The sequence below is a fragment of the Enterobacter sp. UPMP2061 genome (genome assembly GCF_053709615.1).
In genome coordinates, this window is record NZ_JBSKJP010000001.1 from 824,271 (window position 1) to 839,442 (window position 15,172).

The 15,172-nt window shown below is 54.2% G+C and carries 16 protein-coding genes; 4 read left to right on the top strand and 12 right to left on the bottom strand.

Annotated elements, in window-relative coordinates:
• Positions 1-64: 64 nt before the first annotated feature.
• The 3 genes from mdoG to ACWKXX_RS03970 all read left to right on the top strand — a co-directional run bounded on the left by mdoG (position 65) and on the right by ACWKXX_RS03970 (position 4,430).
• Positions 65-1,618 carry a glucans biosynthesis protein MdoG gene (gene mdoG, locus ACWKXX_RS03960; protein ID WP_015570847.1) on the top strand — a complete coding sequence of 518 codons (1,554 nt, stop codon included), beginning with the start codon at positions 65-67 and terminating at the stop codon, positions 1,616-1,618.
• Positions 1,611-4,139 (top strand): glucans biosynthesis glucosyltransferase MdoH, encoded by a 2,529-nt coding sequence (mdoH, locus tag ACWKXX_RS03965; protein ID WP_015570846.1) that lies wholly within the window; start codon positions 1,611-1,613, stop codon positions 4,137-4,139. Before mdoG ends, mdoH begins: the two co-directional genes overlap by 8 nt.
• A 63-nt stretch (positions 4,140-4,202) precedes the next feature.
• Positions 4,203-4,430 carry a YceK/YidQ family lipoprotein gene (locus ACWKXX_RS03970; RefSeq protein WP_015570845.1) on the top strand — a complete coding sequence of 76 codons (228 nt, stop codon included), beginning with the start codon at positions 4,203-4,205 and terminating at the stop codon, positions 4,428-4,430.
• A 7-nt stretch (positions 4,431-4,437) separates the two neighbouring features.
• Here the strand turns inward: ACWKXX_RS03970 and ACWKXX_RS03975 are convergent, their stop codons facing one another.
• The 3 genes from ACWKXX_RS03975 to ACWKXX_RS03985 form a co-directional block, all read right to left on the bottom strand.
• Positions 4,438-4,812, bottom strand: a complete 375-nt coding sequence (locus ACWKXX_RS03975) for a MysB family protein (protein ID WP_015570844.1) — start codon at positions 4,810-4,812, stop codon at positions 4,438-4,440.
• Between the two features lie 79 nt (positions 4,813-4,891).
• Positions 4,892-6,127 carry a multidrug efflux MFS transporter MdtG gene (gene mdtG / locus ACWKXX_RS03980; protein ID WP_017693650.1) on the bottom strand — a complete coding sequence of 412 codons (1,236 nt, stop codon included), beginning with the start codon at positions 6,125-6,127 and terminating at the stop codon, positions 4,892-4,894.
• 141 nt (positions 6,128-6,268) lie between these two features.
• The gene (locus ACWKXX_RS03985) at positions 6,269-7,195 is read right to left on the bottom strand and encodes a Kdo(2)-lipid IV(A) acyltransferase (RefSeq protein WP_003858019.1); all 927 of its coding nucleotides are present in this window, start codon (positions 7,193-7,195) and stop codon (positions 6,269-6,271) included.
• A gap of 218 nt (positions 7,196-7,413) precedes the next feature.
• On the opposite strand from ACWKXX_RS03985, the gene trhO reads away from it, so the two are divergent.
• A complete protein-coding gene (gene trhO, locus ACWKXX_RS03990; RefSeq protein WP_015570841.1) occupies positions 7,414-8,463 on the top strand; it encodes an oxygen-dependent tRNA uridine(34) hydroxylase TrhO in 1,050 nt (349 codons plus the stop codon).
• 38 nt (positions 8,464-8,501) lie between these two features.
• On the opposite strand, the gene ACWKXX_RS03995 is transcribed toward trhO, so the two are convergent.
• The 9 genes from ACWKXX_RS03995 to mdtH form a co-directional block, all read right to left on the bottom strand.
• Complete coding sequence (locus ACWKXX_RS03995) at positions 8,502-9,080, bottom strand: YceI family protein (RefSeq protein WP_017384744.1); 579 nt, start codon at positions 9,078-9,080, stop codon at positions 8,502-8,504.
• A 1-nt stretch (position 9,081) separates the two neighbouring features.
• The gene (locus tag ACWKXX_RS04000) at positions 9,082-9,648 is read right to left on the bottom strand and encodes a cytochrome b (RefSeq protein ID WP_261666305.1); all 567 of its coding nucleotides are present in this window, start codon (positions 9,646-9,648) and stop codon (positions 9,082-9,084) included.
• 226 nt (positions 9,649-9,874) lie between these two features.
• A complete protein-coding gene (locus ACWKXX_RS04005; protein WP_003858014.1) occupies positions 9,875-9,988 on the bottom strand; it encodes a YceO family protein in 114 nt (37 codons plus the stop codon).
• A 50-nt stretch (positions 9,989-10,038) separates the two neighbouring features.
• Entirely contained in the window at positions 10,039-11,157 is a 1,119-nt protein-coding gene (gene solA / locus ACWKXX_RS04010) for an N-methyl-L-tryptophan oxidase (protein WP_284329784.1), read from the bottom strand.
• Between the two features lie 114 nt (positions 11,158-11,271).
• Positions 11,272-11,526 (bottom strand): biofilm formation regulator BssS, encoded by a 255-nt coding sequence (gene bssS, locus ACWKXX_RS04015; protein ID WP_015570838.1) that lies wholly within the window; start codon positions 11,524-11,526, stop codon positions 11,272-11,274.
• A 274-nt stretch (positions 11,527-11,800) separates the two neighbouring features.
• Positions 11,801-12,046 (bottom strand): DNA damage-inducible protein I, encoded by a 246-nt coding sequence (gene dinI / locus ACWKXX_RS04020; RefSeq protein ID WP_003858011.1) that lies wholly within the window; start codon positions 12,044-12,046, stop codon positions 11,801-11,803.
• A 74-nt stretch (positions 12,047-12,120) separates the two neighbouring features.
• On the bottom strand, positions 12,121-13,167 hold the full coding sequence (gene pyrC, locus ACWKXX_RS04025; RefSeq protein WP_045333974.1) for a dihydroorotase: 1,047 nt from the start codon (positions 13,165-13,167) through the stop codon (positions 12,121-12,123).
• A 128-nt stretch (positions 13,168-13,295) separates the two neighbouring features.
• Positions 13,296-13,856: a lipoprotein gene (locus ACWKXX_RS04030; protein ID WP_017384739.1), complete on the bottom strand. Its 561-nt coding sequence runs from the start codon at positions 13,854-13,856 to the stop codon at positions 13,296-13,298.
• A gap of 99 nt (positions 13,857-13,955) precedes the next feature.
• On the bottom strand, positions 13,956-15,164 hold the full coding sequence (gene mdtH, locus ACWKXX_RS04035; protein WP_003858008.1) for a multidrug efflux MFS transporter MdtH: 1,209 nt from the start codon (positions 15,162-15,164) through the stop codon (positions 13,956-13,958).
• Between the last annotated feature and the right edge of the window lie 8 nt (positions 15,165-15,172).

Consider the following 15,172-nt stretch of genomic DNA (forward strand, 5'->3'; position numbering starts at 1 on the left):
CTGAGTTTCCATTAAAATGGATCGGATCGATATAAGCACACAAAGGGGGAAGTGCTTACTTATTATGAAACATAAACCACAAATGATGAAAATGCGTTGGTTGGGTGTAGCAGTGCTGTTGTCACTGTATACCTCATCTGCACTGGCCTTTAACATCGATGATGTCGCAAAACAGGCTAAATCGATGGCGGGCAAGAGCTACGAAGCGCCAAAAAGTAACCTGCCCTCCGTTTTCCGCGACATGAAATACGCGGACTATCAGCAGATCCAGTTCAATCACGATAAAGCGTACTGGAACAATATTAAAACCCCGTTCAAGCTTGAATTTTACCACCAGGGTATGTACTTCGACACGCCGGTTGCCATCAACGAAGTGACGGCGACCGCGGTACGCAAAATCAAGTACAGCCCGGATTATTTCAATTTTGGCGATGTGCAACACGATAAAGACACGGTAAAAGACCTCGGCTTCGCAGGCTTCAAGGTGCTTTATCCGATTAACAGCAAAGATAAAAACGACGAAATCGTCAGCATGCTTGGCGCCAGCTACTTCCGCGTGATTGGCGCGGGGCAGGTGTACGGGCTTTCTGCGCGCGGTCTGGCAATTGATACCGCGCTGCCATCAGGTGAAGAATTTCCACGTTTTCGCGAGTTCTGGATCGAACGTCCAAAACCAACCGACAAACGTCTGACAATTTATGCGCTGCTGGACTCCCCTCGTGCGACAGGCGCTTATCGCTTCGTGATCATGCCAGGGCGTGACACGGTGGTTGACGTACAGTCTAAAGTTTACCTGCGCGATAAAGTGGGCAAACTGGGCGTCGCGCCGCTGACCAGCATGTTCCTGTTCGGGCCGAACCAGCCCTCTCCGGCGACCAACTTCCGTCCTGAACTGCATGATTCCAATGGCCTTTCCATTCATGCGGGTAACGGCGAGTGGATCTGGCGTCCGCTGAACAACCCGAAACACCTCGCCGTCAGCAGCTTTGCGATGGAAAACCCGCAGGGCTTTGGTCTGCTGCAACGTGGCCGTCAGTTCTCCCGCTTTGAAGATCTGGATGACCGCTACGATCTCCGTCCAAGCGCCTGGGTTACGCCGAAAGGCGACTGGGGTAAAGGCAAGGTTGAGCTGGTTGAAATTCCAACTAACGATGAAACCAACGATAACATTGTGGCGTACTGGACACCGGATCAGTTGCCGGAAGCCGGTAAAGAGATGAACTTCAAGTATGCGATCACCTTCAGCCGTGACGAAGACAAGCTGCATGCGCCGGATAACGCGTATGTGATGCAGACGCGTCGTTCGACGGGTGACGTGAAGCAGTCCAACCTGATTCGTCAGCCGGATGGCACGCTGGCATTTATCGTGGACTTCACCGGGCAGGATATGAAAAAACTGGCCCCGGATACTGCCGTGACGGCACAGGCCAGCATTGGCGATAACGGTGAAATCGTTGAGAACGCCGTGCGTTACAACCCGGTCACCAAAGGGTGGCGTTTGACCCTGCGCGTGAAGGTGAAAGATCCGAAACAGACCACTGAAATGCGCGCCGCGCTGGTCAGTAACGATAAGCCGCTGAGTGAAACCTGGAGCTATCAGCTACCTGCCAATGAATAATACATCTGAATATATTGATGCCATGCCGCTGACGGACATTGAAAAAGCGGCACTCCCTGCGAGCGACATCCGCGCGGTTCACACCGCGCTGGATGGTGAACATCGTCACTTTTCCCGTGATGATGATACGCCGCTGGGGTCAGTGAAGGCACGTCTGGAGCAGGCATGGCCGGACTCGCTGGCAGAAGGGCAGCTAATCAAGGATGACGAAGGGCGTGACCAGCTACAGGCGATGCCGAAGGCCACGCGTTCCTCCATGTTCCCCGATCCGTGGCGCACCAACCCGGTGGGCCGCTTCTGGGATCGCCTGCGTGGGCGTGACGTGACGCCGCGCTATCTGTCACGTCTGACCAAAGAACAGCAGGCATCCGAGCAGAAATGGCGTACCGTGGGAACGATTCGTCGTTACATTCTGCTGCTGCTGACGCTGGCGCAGACGGTTGTCGCCACCTGGTACATGAAAACCATTCTGCCGTACCAGGGCTGGGCGTTGATTAACCCTGCTGACATGATTGGCCAGGATATCTGGGTCTCCTTCATGCAGCTGCTGCCGTATATTTTACAGAGCGGCATTCTTCTGCTGTTCGCGGTGCTGTTCTGTTGGGTCTCCGCCGGGTTCTGGACGGCGCTGATGGGCTTCCTGCAACTGCTGATGGGGCGTGACAAATACAGCATTTCCGCGTCGACGGTCGGGGATGAGCCCCTCAATCCTGAGCACCGTACCGCGCTGATCATGCCTATCTGTAACGAAGACGTTGACCGCGTATTCGCCGGGCTGCGTGCTACCTGGGAGTCCGTGAAGGCGACCGGTAACGCGGCGCATTTCGACGTCTATATCCTGAGCGACAGCTACAATCCGGATATCTGCGTGGCGGAGCAAAAAGCCTGGATGGAGCTGATTGCCGAGGTGCAGGGCGAAGGGCAGATCTTCTACCGTCGTCGTCGTCGTCGTGTTAAGCGTAAGAGCGGAAACATCGATGACTTCTGTCGTCGCTGGGGTAACCAGTACAGCTACATGGTGGTACTGGATGCAGACTCCGTGATGAGCGGCGACTGCCTGAGCGGGCTGGTCCGTCTGATGGAAGCCAACCCGAACGCGGGAATTATTCAGTCCTCGCCAAAAGCGTCCGGTATGGACACGCTGTATGCGCGCTGCCAGCAGTTTGCGACCCGCGTCTACGGGCCGCTGTTTACTGCCGGTCTGCACTTCTGGCAGTTGGGTGAATCCCACTACTGGGGCCACAACGCCATTATCCGCGTGAAGCCATTCATCGAGCACTGCGCCCTGGCGCCGCTGCCGGGTGAAGGGTCGTTTGCCGGGTCCATTCTGTCGCATGACTTTGTGGAAGCTGCGCTGATGCGTCGCGCAGGTTGGGGCGTCTGGATTGCCTATGATCTGCCTGGCTCGTATGAAGAGCTGCCGCCGAACCTGCTGGATGAGCTCAAACGCGACCGCCGCTGGTGTCACGGTAACCTGATGAACTTCCGCCTGTTCCTGGTGAAAGGGATGCACCCTGTTCACCGTGCGGTGTTCCTGACGGGCGTTATGTCCTATCTGTCTGCGCCGCTGTGGTTTATGTTCCTGGCGCTCTCAACCGCGTTGCAGGTTGTGCATGCCCTGACGGAGCCGCAGTATTTCCTGCAACCGCGCCAGCTGTTCCCGGTGTGGCCGCAGTGGCGTCCGGAGCTTGCGATCGCGCTGTTCGCGTCGACCATGGTGCTGCTGTTCCTGCCTAAGCTGCTCAGTATCATTCTGATCTGGTGCAAAGGTTCGAAGGAGTACGGTGGTTTCTGCCGCGTGACCCTTTCACTGCTGCTGGAAGTGCTGTTCTCGGTCCTGCTGGCGCCGGTGCGTATGCTGTTCCATACGGTGTTTGTGGTGAGCGCGTTCCTGGGATGGGAAGTGGTGTGGAATTCACCGCAGCGTGACGATGACTCTACGCCGTGGAGTGAAGCCTTTATGCGCCACGGCTCTCAGCTGCTGCTGGGCCTGGTGTGGGCCGTTGGTATGGCCTGGCTGGATCTGCGTTTCCTGTTCTGGCTTGCGCCGATTGTGTTCTCGCTGATCCTGTCGCCGTTTGTATCGGTGATCTCCAGCCGTTCCACGGTGGGCCTGCGTACCAAACGCTGGAAGCTGTTCCTGATCCCGGAAGAGTATTCTCCGCCGCAGGTGCTGGTGGATACCGATACCTATCTGGAGCAGAACCGCAAACGCACGCTGGATGATGGCTTTATGCATGCCGTGTTTAACCCGTCATTCAACGCGCTGGCAACCGCGATGGCGACGGCGCGTCACCGCGCCAGCCAGGTGCTGGAGATCGCCCGCGATCGCCACGTTGAGCAGGCGCTGAACGAGACGCCAGAAAAGCTTAACCGCGACCGTCGTCTGGTGTTGTTGAGCGATCCGGTGACGATGGCACGGCTTCACTACCGCGTGTGGTCCGCGCCGGAGAGATACTCTTCGTGGGTGAACTACTACAAGGACGTGAAGCTCAATCCGCTGGCCCTGAAGGCGAAGTAACGCTTCTTTGCCCGCCAAATAAAATACCGGCTTAAGCGCCGGTATTTTTTTAGAGGTTTAACAATGAAAGTCGTCATTGTAATCATGATGGCATGCCTGCTCAGCGGCTGCGGCAGCATCATCAGCCGCACCATCCCCGGGCAGGGCCACGGGAATCAGTACTACCCCGGCGTACAGTGGGATGTCCGTGATTCCGCATGGCGCTATCTCACCGTGCTCGATCTGCCGTTTTCGCTGATTTTCGACACGCTACTGCTGCCCATCGATGCCAGCCACGGCCCCTACGAGTAGCGGTGACTTATCGCTCGTCCCATTCGTCCGCTGCGGCCTGACCCTCTTCGGTATCCAGCGGCGGTTCGAGCTGAAACTCACCTTCGTCCCATTCGTGCAGCGTATTTTCTTCCAGCCACTCCTGACGTAACTCAATTTCGTCATAGTCGCCGTCGAATACCGCCTGTGCACCTTCACCACTCAGTATCGGCAGACATTCACCATCTTCACCTTCATCAGCAAAGAATTCGGCCTGCCACATAATATCGCCGTCCTGTAGGACGTATTTTTGGATATTGAGTTGTTGCACGTCAGCATCTTCTTCCTCAACGCCGGGATTATCGGCGAGGAACTCTTCGCGAGCGGCATCAATTGCTTCTTCCAGCGTGGCGTACATGGTCATTGGTGTCTCCCTGTTTTTCGTGAAGGTATTCAGGGAAAGAATAGCTGATTATGTGATTTTGCAAGTATGAATGCGAAAATTAGCCGTCACGATGTGGTCTTATTCGCGCCGGGCGAAGCGCCCGGGATAAGCTGAGCCACGAATAAACGGCGTTGAACAGCACGACGCCTGCCGTCACGATAAAGACCGCCCGGAAACCGAAGCTGGCCGAAATCCCCGCGCCGACCAGCGGTCCGGTGACGTTACCCAGATCGCGAAACGACTGGTTATAACTGAAAATACGACCGGCTATCTGGTTGGTGGAGTTATAGACCAGCAGCGTCTGTACAGCCGGGAGTAGCGCACCATCCGCAGCCCCCAGCAGGAAGCGCAGGACGCCGAGCTGCCACGGAGACTGCACCAACGCCATGGGGATCAGCAGCAGGACGGAGACGATCAGGGCGCAGATCAGGATCTTTTCCGGGCCGATACGGTCTCCCAGCTTGCCGAGCCGCGGCGCGCTCAGTAGCGCCGCCACGCCGGGAACAGAGGCGATTAGGCCGCTGATAAAGGCGATATTGCTGACGTTTCCCGCCAGGTCGCGTACGTAGAGCGTCAGTATAGGCGCGATTGAACCGGTGGCCACCTGGATAATCATGGTGGTTACAAACAGGCTCAGCACCAGCTTTGGGTTTTTCAGCGAGGCCAGCACATCCCGGGCGTGCAGCATCTCTTTTTTGGCCACGGGCGTGAAATTCTCGCGGATACAGATAAGCGTCACCAGGAAGCAGAGGAACAGCACGCTGGCGGTAATGAAGAATACCGGCCGCAGTCCGTAGTGGTCGGCCAGCAGCCCGCCCGCCAGTGGGCCCAGCAGTGCGCCGCTTACGCCGCCAGTGGATAGCGTGCCCAACGCCCAGCCGCTTTTCTGGCGCGGGATTTGGGTGGCGATCAGGGCGTTGGCGTTAGGGATAAATCCCCCGAGCAGGCCCAGAAGCGCGCGTAGTATCAGGAACTGCCAGACATTCTGCGCCACCCCCATCAGCAGCATAATGATCGCCATGCCGAGCGCGGAGCGCAGCAGCATAATTTTGCGGCCTTTGCGATCCGCCAGCCCACCCCAGAAAGGCGACGCAATGGCGGAGAACAGGAACGTAATGCTGAACACCAGGCCGGACCACATATTCAGGGCGCTATGTCCGGTGACGCCGAGCTGTTCAACGTAGAGGGGCAGGAAGGGCATCACCAGGCTAAAGGCGGCGCCAGTAAGAAAACAACCCAGCCACGCAACCGTCAGGTTACGTTTCCAGTTTATGGGAGCATCTGTGGGGGACATAACTATCCGCATAATGAGGTGCAGGGCACCGTGAACAGTGAGGTAATAAGCCTGCTAATTATGCGCCCGGGGTATGATTGCCGCAATGACGGGGAGCTTTTAAAGCTAAAACAACATGCGGCCCGGAAGGCCGCACGCAGGTTAATACCGGGAAGGGACGCCCTGAGGCCGGGTTTTAAAGCGGCGATGCAACCACATGTACTGCTCCGGCGCGAGCATAATGCATTTCTCGACAACGCCGTTCATCCAGCGGGCGGTGGTTTCTGCATCAATCAGCGGTGGCGCGAGTTCCGGCTCCAGCATGATGAGCTGATAGCCTGAACCGTCTGGTTTACGGCGCGGTACAAACGGCACGATAGCCGCTTTGGACATCCGCGCCAGCATCCAGGTCCCGGTGGTCGTCGCTGCATCTTCCACCGCAAAGAACGGGACAAACACGCTGGATTGCGGGCCATAGTCATGATCCGGGGCATACCAGACCACTTCACCTGATTTCAGGGCGCGGATCATCCCTTTCAGGTCTTTGCGATCGATCATGCTTTTATTGGAGCGCATGCGTCCGTTGGTCTGGATCAAATCGATCACCGGATTATCGTTAGGACGATAAACGCCAATACCCGGGGCCTGCATGCCGAACATGCGCGCGCCAATTTCGAGCGTCAGGAAATGAACGCCAATCAGCAGGACGCCAGTCTGGTTGGCCTGAAGAGTATGCACCGGCTCCATGCCGGTCCCGGCCACTTCCGTCCAGCGCGCCATGCGTTTATCCGACCAGAACCAGGCCATACCGGTCTCCATCAGCCCCATGCCGACAGATTCGAAGTTTTTAACCACCATGTCGTGGCGCTCAGATTCACTCATCTGAGGAAAACAAAGCTCAAGGTTACGATACGCGATCCTGGCGCGACGCTTCATAAACTGCTGAGCAATGCGGCCCAGTCCTTTACCCATGCGGAAAATGACGGGATAAGGCAGCTGTACAATTAGCCACAACAAGCCAATGCCTGACCATGTTAACCAATAGCGGGGATGCAAAAGCGCGGCAGTAAATTTCGGTAACTGGGTCATGTCTGTCCTGTGTTCTAACGTCCTGAAAGGATATTGTCTCATTTTTTAAGGCATAGCCAAAATGTCTGTCATCGAAACATGAAAGAATATGCAAATGTTAAGTCTGATTAATCAGGTTGACTGAAATGTAGCGTAAATTGTGTGGATGTAAATTGTCTTTGTTTGCTATATCATGCCGACCGATTTTTAATTCTCAACGATTGCAGGACTTGTACACCATGCCAGTGTTACACAACCGCGTTTCGAATGAGATGTTGAAAGCGCGTATGTTGGCCGAAACTGAACCGCGCACAACGATCTCTTTCTATAAGTATTTCACCATTGATGATCCCCAGGCGACCCGCGATGCGCTTTACCAGGCTTTTACCGCCCTGAACGTGTTTGGTCGCGTCTATCTGGCGCGTGAGGGGATTAACGCGCAGATCAGCGTGCCGGAAAGCAAGGTCAGCGCCTTCCGCGACCTCCTTTACGGGTTTGATCCGGCGCTTAACGGCTTACGCCTGAACATTGCGCTGGATGATGACGGTAAATCATTCTGGGTGCTGCGCATGAAGGTGCGCGAGCGTATTGTGGCGGATGGCATTGACGATCCGAGCTTCAATGCCGCTAATGTGGGGGAGTACCTGAAGGCCGCTGAAGTGAACGCGATGCTCGACGATCCGGATGCGGTGTTCATTGATATGCGTAACCACTACGAATATGAAGTGGGGCACTTCGAGAATGCGATGGAAATTCCTGCCGACACCTTCCGCGAGCAACTGCCAAAAGCCGTTGAGATGATGCAGGAGCATAAAGACAAAAAGATCGTTATGTACTGCACCGGGGGGATCCGCTGTGAAAAAGCCAGCGCCTGGATGAAGCACAACGGGTTTAATAAAGTCTGGCACATTGAGGGTGGGATCATTGAGTATGCCCGTCGCGCCCGTGAGCAGGGTTTACCGGTGCGTTTTATCGGTAAGAACTTTGTGTTTGACGAGCGTATGGGCGAGCGAATTTCAGAGGACGTGATCGCGCACTGCCACCAGTGCGGTACGCCGTGCGATACGCATACCAACTGCAAAAACGACGGATGTCATCTGCTGTTTATTCAGTGCCCTGCATGTGCCGAGAAGTTTAATGGCTGCTGTAGCGAGCTGTGCAGTGAAGAGAGTATCTTGCCTGAAGAAGAGCAACGTCGTCGCCGTGCCGGACGCGAGAACGGGAATAAGATCTTTAATAAATCCCGGGGCCGACTGAATACCAAACTGGGTATTCCGGACCCGGAGTAAAACACTGCCCGGCGGCGCGAAAGCCTGCCGGGCCTGTTTTATGACTTCTGCTGAACGCCTTCCACCGAAATAATCAACTCAACATCCTGCGATGCCGGGCCTAAATCCGTGGTGATATTAAAATCTTTTAGATGAATTTTGCCTGCGGCTTCAAAGCCAGCACGTTTGCCACCCCACGGATCGTCGCCCTGTCCAATTAATTTGGCATCCAGTGTGACCGGTTTTGTTACGCCGTTCAGCGTCAGATTACCGGTAATAGCGAGCTTATCACCGTCTTTCTTCACCTCTGTCGACGCGAAAGTAGCTTGCGGGAATTTGCCCACGTTCAGAAATTCAGCGCTGCGCAGATGTTTATCACGCTCGGCGTGATTAGTGTCGACGCTGTTGGTATTAATGGTGACGTTCACTTTATCGGCAGCAGGGTTTTTCTCGTCGAAAGTAAATGTGCCATCGAAATCATTGAATGTGCCATATAACCAGCTGTAACCCAGATGCTGAATACGGAAATTGACAAAGGCATGCTGGCCCTCCTTATCAATTTTATAGTCAGCGGCAATGGCCGAACCGGTGGTAAATAGCAGCGAACCTAATGCGATACCCAACAGGCGTTTTTTCATTTTATGCTCCAGAGTCAACTGACGAACGGCCAAGCATGCGCTTCAGCGTATCGTCTTTATCAATAAAGTGATGTTTCAGGGCCGCAAGGCCATGCAGGACAGACAGGATCACCACGCTCCATGCCAGCCACAGATGAACCACACCTGCGGTGTCAGCCTGTGAACCGGCGTCAGCCAATGTGGCTGGGACGTCAAAAAGCCCAAACACGCTGATCGGTTTACCGTCTGCGGTGGAAATGAGATAGCCGCTGATCAGAATGGCGAACAGCAGGGCATAGAGTGCGATATGCGCGCCAACAGCGCTTATGCGGGTAAGTCGGCTATGGCTTTTGGGCGCTGTTGGGGGCGGAGAGATATGTCGCCAGATCACGCGAAAAACCAGACCCATCATCAGCAGAACCCCAATGCTTTTGTGCAATTCGGGGGCCTGATGATACCAACCGTCATAATAGCTTAATGTCACCATCCAGAGGCCGAGACCAAACATGGCATAAACGGCAAGTGCAAATAGCCAGTGTAAACACATGGATATTATTCCGTAGCGACGGGAGGAGTTACGCCATTGCATATGAATTTCCGTTCTCAAATGACTGAGCAATAAAAATGGACGGGTTAAATAAATAATGCAACTGAAAAAAATGAATAATGTTTTTTATTTAATTTATTTCAGCGAATTTGAATATGTTTCCGCAATGTATTTCAATCGCTTCGTTCAATAAATTTGAGGTGACGTTTTTTAAAAAATATAAGTTAAATAAATTTAAAGGAGTGTCAATAAACGTCAGCGAGAATTTTCAGAAGAATACAATATAGATAACGTCAATGATCGCCAGCAGCGACCAAAGAACAATGTAGAGCATGAAATGCTCGCGTATGTTATTGATAAGGTAATTCACCAGTCTGCGCATCATGCCCCTCTCGCTAAACAGGCCCCGGTTATTCGGAGCCTGTAGAGGTATTATCGGTTAAAGCGCGAGAGCGCGAAGGGCTTGAGATCAAACGAAGGTGTGATCCCCTGCGCAAACTGGGCGGCGATTTCACCTAACACAGAGGCAAATTTAAACCCGTGACCGCTGAGCCCGGTTACGAGCAGGGTGTTATCGTGTCCCGGCAGGGTGTCGATGATAAAGTCTTCATCTGGGGTGTTGTCATAGGTGCACGCTGCGCCGTAAAGCAACCCGCCTACGCCCGGCAGGATATTACGCAGGAACGTGAAGGCTTCGGAACCATCCTGCGGATAAGCACCGTAAGGCTTGCGTTCTTCCGCAGAGGAAATTACCTGCCCGCCGTTATGTTTGCCAATCTTGAGCGCGTCTTTTTCCGAGGGAAAACCGTAGAACTGGTCGCCATTGGGTAGCTCGCCTGTAAACGCCGGGAATTTGTTCTGACTGCTGTAACGCCCGTCAGACTGGAACCAGGAGAAGACTTTTCGCACCGGCTGGATGGGCAGGTCCGGCAGCAGTTTCGTCACCCACGTTCCCGCACTCACCAGCAGGCGCGTGGCGGTATATTCACCTTCAGCGGTGGTGACGGTTGAACCCCCGGCATGGTGGGTGATGCCCGTGACCGGACAGTTAAACAACTGCGCGCAGCCCGCTTTGGCGGCGAGATCAATCCAGGTCTTAATGGCCGTTTCGCTGTGCAGTACCCCGGAATTGGCTTCAAACAATCCAATGTAGTCTTCAGGAACAGAAATTTCCGGCCAGCGCGCCATGATGCCGTTTGCATCCAGACGCTCGACGTCCAGGCGGTAGGCTTTCGCGCTCTCCTCGACGGTCGCCAGAAACGTGGAGCTGGCTGGCCCCAGGTTAACGACCCCGGTGCGCTCAAAAATGCGATCTTCGGTGAGTGTGGCCAGCTCATCCCACAGCGTCTGAGCCCGAAGCACCAGCGGTACATAACGTTCACCTTCACCGTAAGCGTGACGGATCAGACGGGTATCGCCATGATGGCTTCCTTCAGAGTGGGGGGGAAGGTGGGCGTCAATCATCAGCACTTTCAGACCCGCCTGCGTGGCGTAATAACCGGCGGCAGATCCTACGGAGCCGCTTCCGATAATGATTAAATCGTATTTCATAGGCTTCTCTTTACTAACGCTTTGTTAGCAGAGTAATTAACTAAGTGGGCTTATACAAGAGCGAAATAAATAAGGCACCGCGAGGGTGCCTGTTGAGTGAAAAGGGGCATAAGGTCAATGCCGTTTATACTCATTTTCCTGATAGTCGCCAGATTCTATTTTTGCGATGCCTGCTTCTAAAATAGAGATAAACTGACGGGCGACGTCTGTTGTAAGCCACAGCGTCTGTCCAACTTCCGCTTCATCACGGTTTTGCTGATTTGGGGTCTGGTAGTGCAAACGCAGCATCAGCGCATCGTAGCTGTCTACGGTGCTGATATCCCAGCCAACAAGCGGATGGGTCTGGATGACTTCACTATTCTTTTCCATTATAACCCCCTTAATGCGTGTTAGAAGACAACGACTTTGAGGTTCAATGCATGTTTTTCTGAAAGCAATTTCAGTATATCAATTAATAAGGGTTCAGAAGGAAAAAATAAACGGGTAGCAACACATTTTTATGCTTTTTAGGATTGTTCGAACAATAAAACGCCATCTTGTTCACGATTTTCTAAGAAGATACTGAAATATTTTGAACTTTCAGGAGACGAAACGAAAAAAAGCCGGGGCGACCCGGCAAAAAAACACAATGAGGGAGCAAATTTTAATCAGTGATGAACCAGTCGTCGGCGCTTTCCCATGTTTCCTGCAAAATTTCGCTGATGCGTTCTTTGTCTTCTTTCGCGCCGCCGATGACGGAAAGATGGTTTGCTGTCGCATAACGTACCGTTACGGCGCCATCGTTTTCAGGAAAAGTGCTGTTAATACGTCGGGATAGTTCACCCGCCAGAGCGTCGAGTGCGCCAGCAGGCAGGACGGTGGATTTGGCTATGGTGACTTCGATACGCATAAATGCCCCCTGTGTAATATACTGTTTATTTATACAGTTATATTGTCGGTTTGACAACAGGGGGCGCGATTTTTTTAGCGTTTTACCGTCCAGTTTACGGTTTCACCGGCCAGGAAGGGGATCAGCGTATCGTCGGTGAGCGCAATCGACGCTTCAACCTGGCTTTCTTTGCGCTCCAGCTCAATGAACGTGTCATTGACCGGCAGACCGTAGAAACGCGGGCCGTTAAGGGAGCAGAAGGCTTCGAAATGGTCTAACGCATTCATCTCTTCAAACACGGTTGCGTAACTTGCCAGGGCGGTCGGGGCGTTAAAACAGCCTGCACAGCCGCAGCTCGCCTCTTTACGGTGACGGGCATGCGGGGCGGAATCCGTGCCGAGGAACGCGCGCGGGAAGCCGCTGGCGACCAGCTCACGTAGCGCCTGCTGGTGGATGTTGCGCTTGAGGATCGGCAGACAATACAGATGTGGGCGAACGCCGCCCACCAGCATGTGGTTACGGTTAAACATCAGGTGCTGCGGGGTGATGGTGGCGGCAATCAGCTCGTTTCCATCCCGGACATACTCTGCGGCATCTTTAGTCGTAATGTGTTCAAACACCACTTTCAGCCCCGGAAGACGCTGGCGCAGCGGCTCCATGACCGTTTCGATAAAACGTGCTTCGCGATCGAAAATATCAATGTCAGCGTGGGTCACTTCCCCGTGCACCAGCAGCGGCATGCCCAGTTTTTGCATACGCTCCAGAACAGGCATGATGGCATCAATACTGGTCACCCCATGGCTGGAGTTGGTGGTGGCATTCGCCGGGTAGAGCTTCGCGGCGGTGAATACACCTTCGTTAAACCCGAGCTCAACTTCATTCGGATCCAGCGAGTCCGTCAGGTAGCAGGTCATCAATGGGGTAAAATCGTGTCCGGCCGGAACGGCGTCAAGGATACGCTGGCGATAGGCAATCGCGGCCTCGACGGTAGTGACTGGCGGAACCAGGTTAGGCATAACAATCGCACGGCCATAAATTTCGCTGGTATACGGCACGACGGTTTTCAGCATGTCGCCATCACGAAGATGGATATGCCAGTCGTCTGGGCGGCGGATTTTGAGAACCTGGGATTGTACAGTCATGGAAGCTCCGGCTTGAAAGAGATCAGTCATAAGAGGGCTGTTTTTGCCGGACACAAATCATAAGCGGAAACGTTTTCGTTTGCACACTATTCCGTTAAAAAAAACGGGCGCCTGAGCGCCCGGAGTGTTTAGTCGGTGAAAGGGATGATGATTTCACCCGGTTTCACCTCTATCCCTTTGGCATATTTTTTCGCCAGAGATTCGCCTTTGCTCTTGTCTTCGCTCAGAACATAGGCAGGCTGTTGGTTAAAGTAGTTCTGCAACGACTGGTTGAGATACGGCATCAGCGTTTGCAGCACCGGTTTCATTTTTTCCGGCGTCACAACCGCATCGACGATTTCCATCTCTTGCAGGAAAATGGCCCCTTTCTCTTTATTAAAGACCGGCAGCGCCTTGAGCTTCAGCTTGATATCCGCTTTCTGATTGCCGAAGAGCGAGGTCATATCGAGGCTGGCATCGCCGGAAAGGGTGACTTTGTTAGGCTCCTCGCGCCCAATCTGGCTGGCGAGATTCGTCAGGACGATATGCGCATCCGCAAGGCCGGGCACGCCGATATCTTTTGAAAAGTTATTATGTTTTTCCAGCGCCTGATTAATTTCCTGCTCACTGACGGTGTACTGCGTAAGCTGGTTACATCCCACCAGCAGACCACTGACAATTAACGCAGCGGCAATAACGATCTTTTTCATGGCGTTCCTCAACATAAAATCGGCGCATCTGTCCTGATACGCCAGTATGTCAGGGTGATCCAACAGAAACCAGCAGAAAAAACTGATAGTGAAAGAGGGTCAGGCGCCAGGCTCCAGCATCCCGCGGGTGCTGCGTTTATCACTGAACTGCCACCAGAGGGCAATCAGCGTCATAAAGCCGACCATGCCGAGCATGACCCACGGCAGCTCCGGCTGATGGAGCGCTTTTCCGGCATCAAACAGCCAGCCGCCACCGGTGTAACCCAGTGCGCCGCCAAGCGCCAGCCCGAGACGGCTGAAGCCCATGTAGCTGCCTCGGGCCCGGGCGTCGGCAAGTGACGCGCTCAGCGTTTCACGGGCTGGCTCGGCAATGATTGAACCAATATAGAAGGTGCAGATGAGCATAAACAGTTGCTGAAGCGAACTCACCAGGCCGATGGGCATCATGCTCAGCGTCATCAGCAACAGCCCGGCCATCAGACGGTGCTCAAGCCGGAAACGGCGCTCGCTCCAGCGGGCAATCGGATAGAGCAGCGTCAGAGAGAGGCAGGCCTCAATGGCATACATCCATTTCACCGCTGCCGGCGTGCCGGCAATATCGTTAACCATAATGGGCAGCATCAGCATGACCTGCACGGCGAGCATGTAGTAGCCGGTCAGGGTTAACACATAGGTGACGAAGCGTTTATCGCTCAGCACGCGGTCAAGCCCTTCCCGCACAGGCGCCTTCACCGTCGACAGCTTCCACGCGGGCAGAAACAGACCGTTAAACAGCGCGCAGAGAATAAACAATACCGCGCCGGTGGCGCAAACCAGGCGGAAATCGTATTGCAGCAGCCAGCTTCCCAGCAGGGCGCCCACCACCGCGCCAGCGCTGTCCTGCATCATCAAAATGGAGAAGAAGCGCCCCCGGTGTTGCGGACGGATAAGCTTAACCACCAGCGCGGTACGCGGTGGGTCGAAAAGGGTGCCGCCAATCCCTGAAAGGAAACAGGAGAACCACAGCAGCCAGGGTTCATGAGCGATTGCCATGGTGGCGAATCCCGCCGCACGTAACAGCATGCCGGTGACGATCATCGGTTTCGCGCCGAAGCGGTCGGCTATTGCGCCGCCAAACACGCCCAGACCCTGTTGTACAAACTGGCGTAGACCCAGCGCGATCCCGACCATCAATGCCGCCCAGCCCATTTGATCGACAAAACGAATCGATATAAGCGGAAAAACGACAAAAAAGCCGAGCACGACCAGCATGTTATCGACGAGCAGGAAATATTTACCCAGGCTCCTGGCCTGTGATACGCGGGACATTTCCCCTC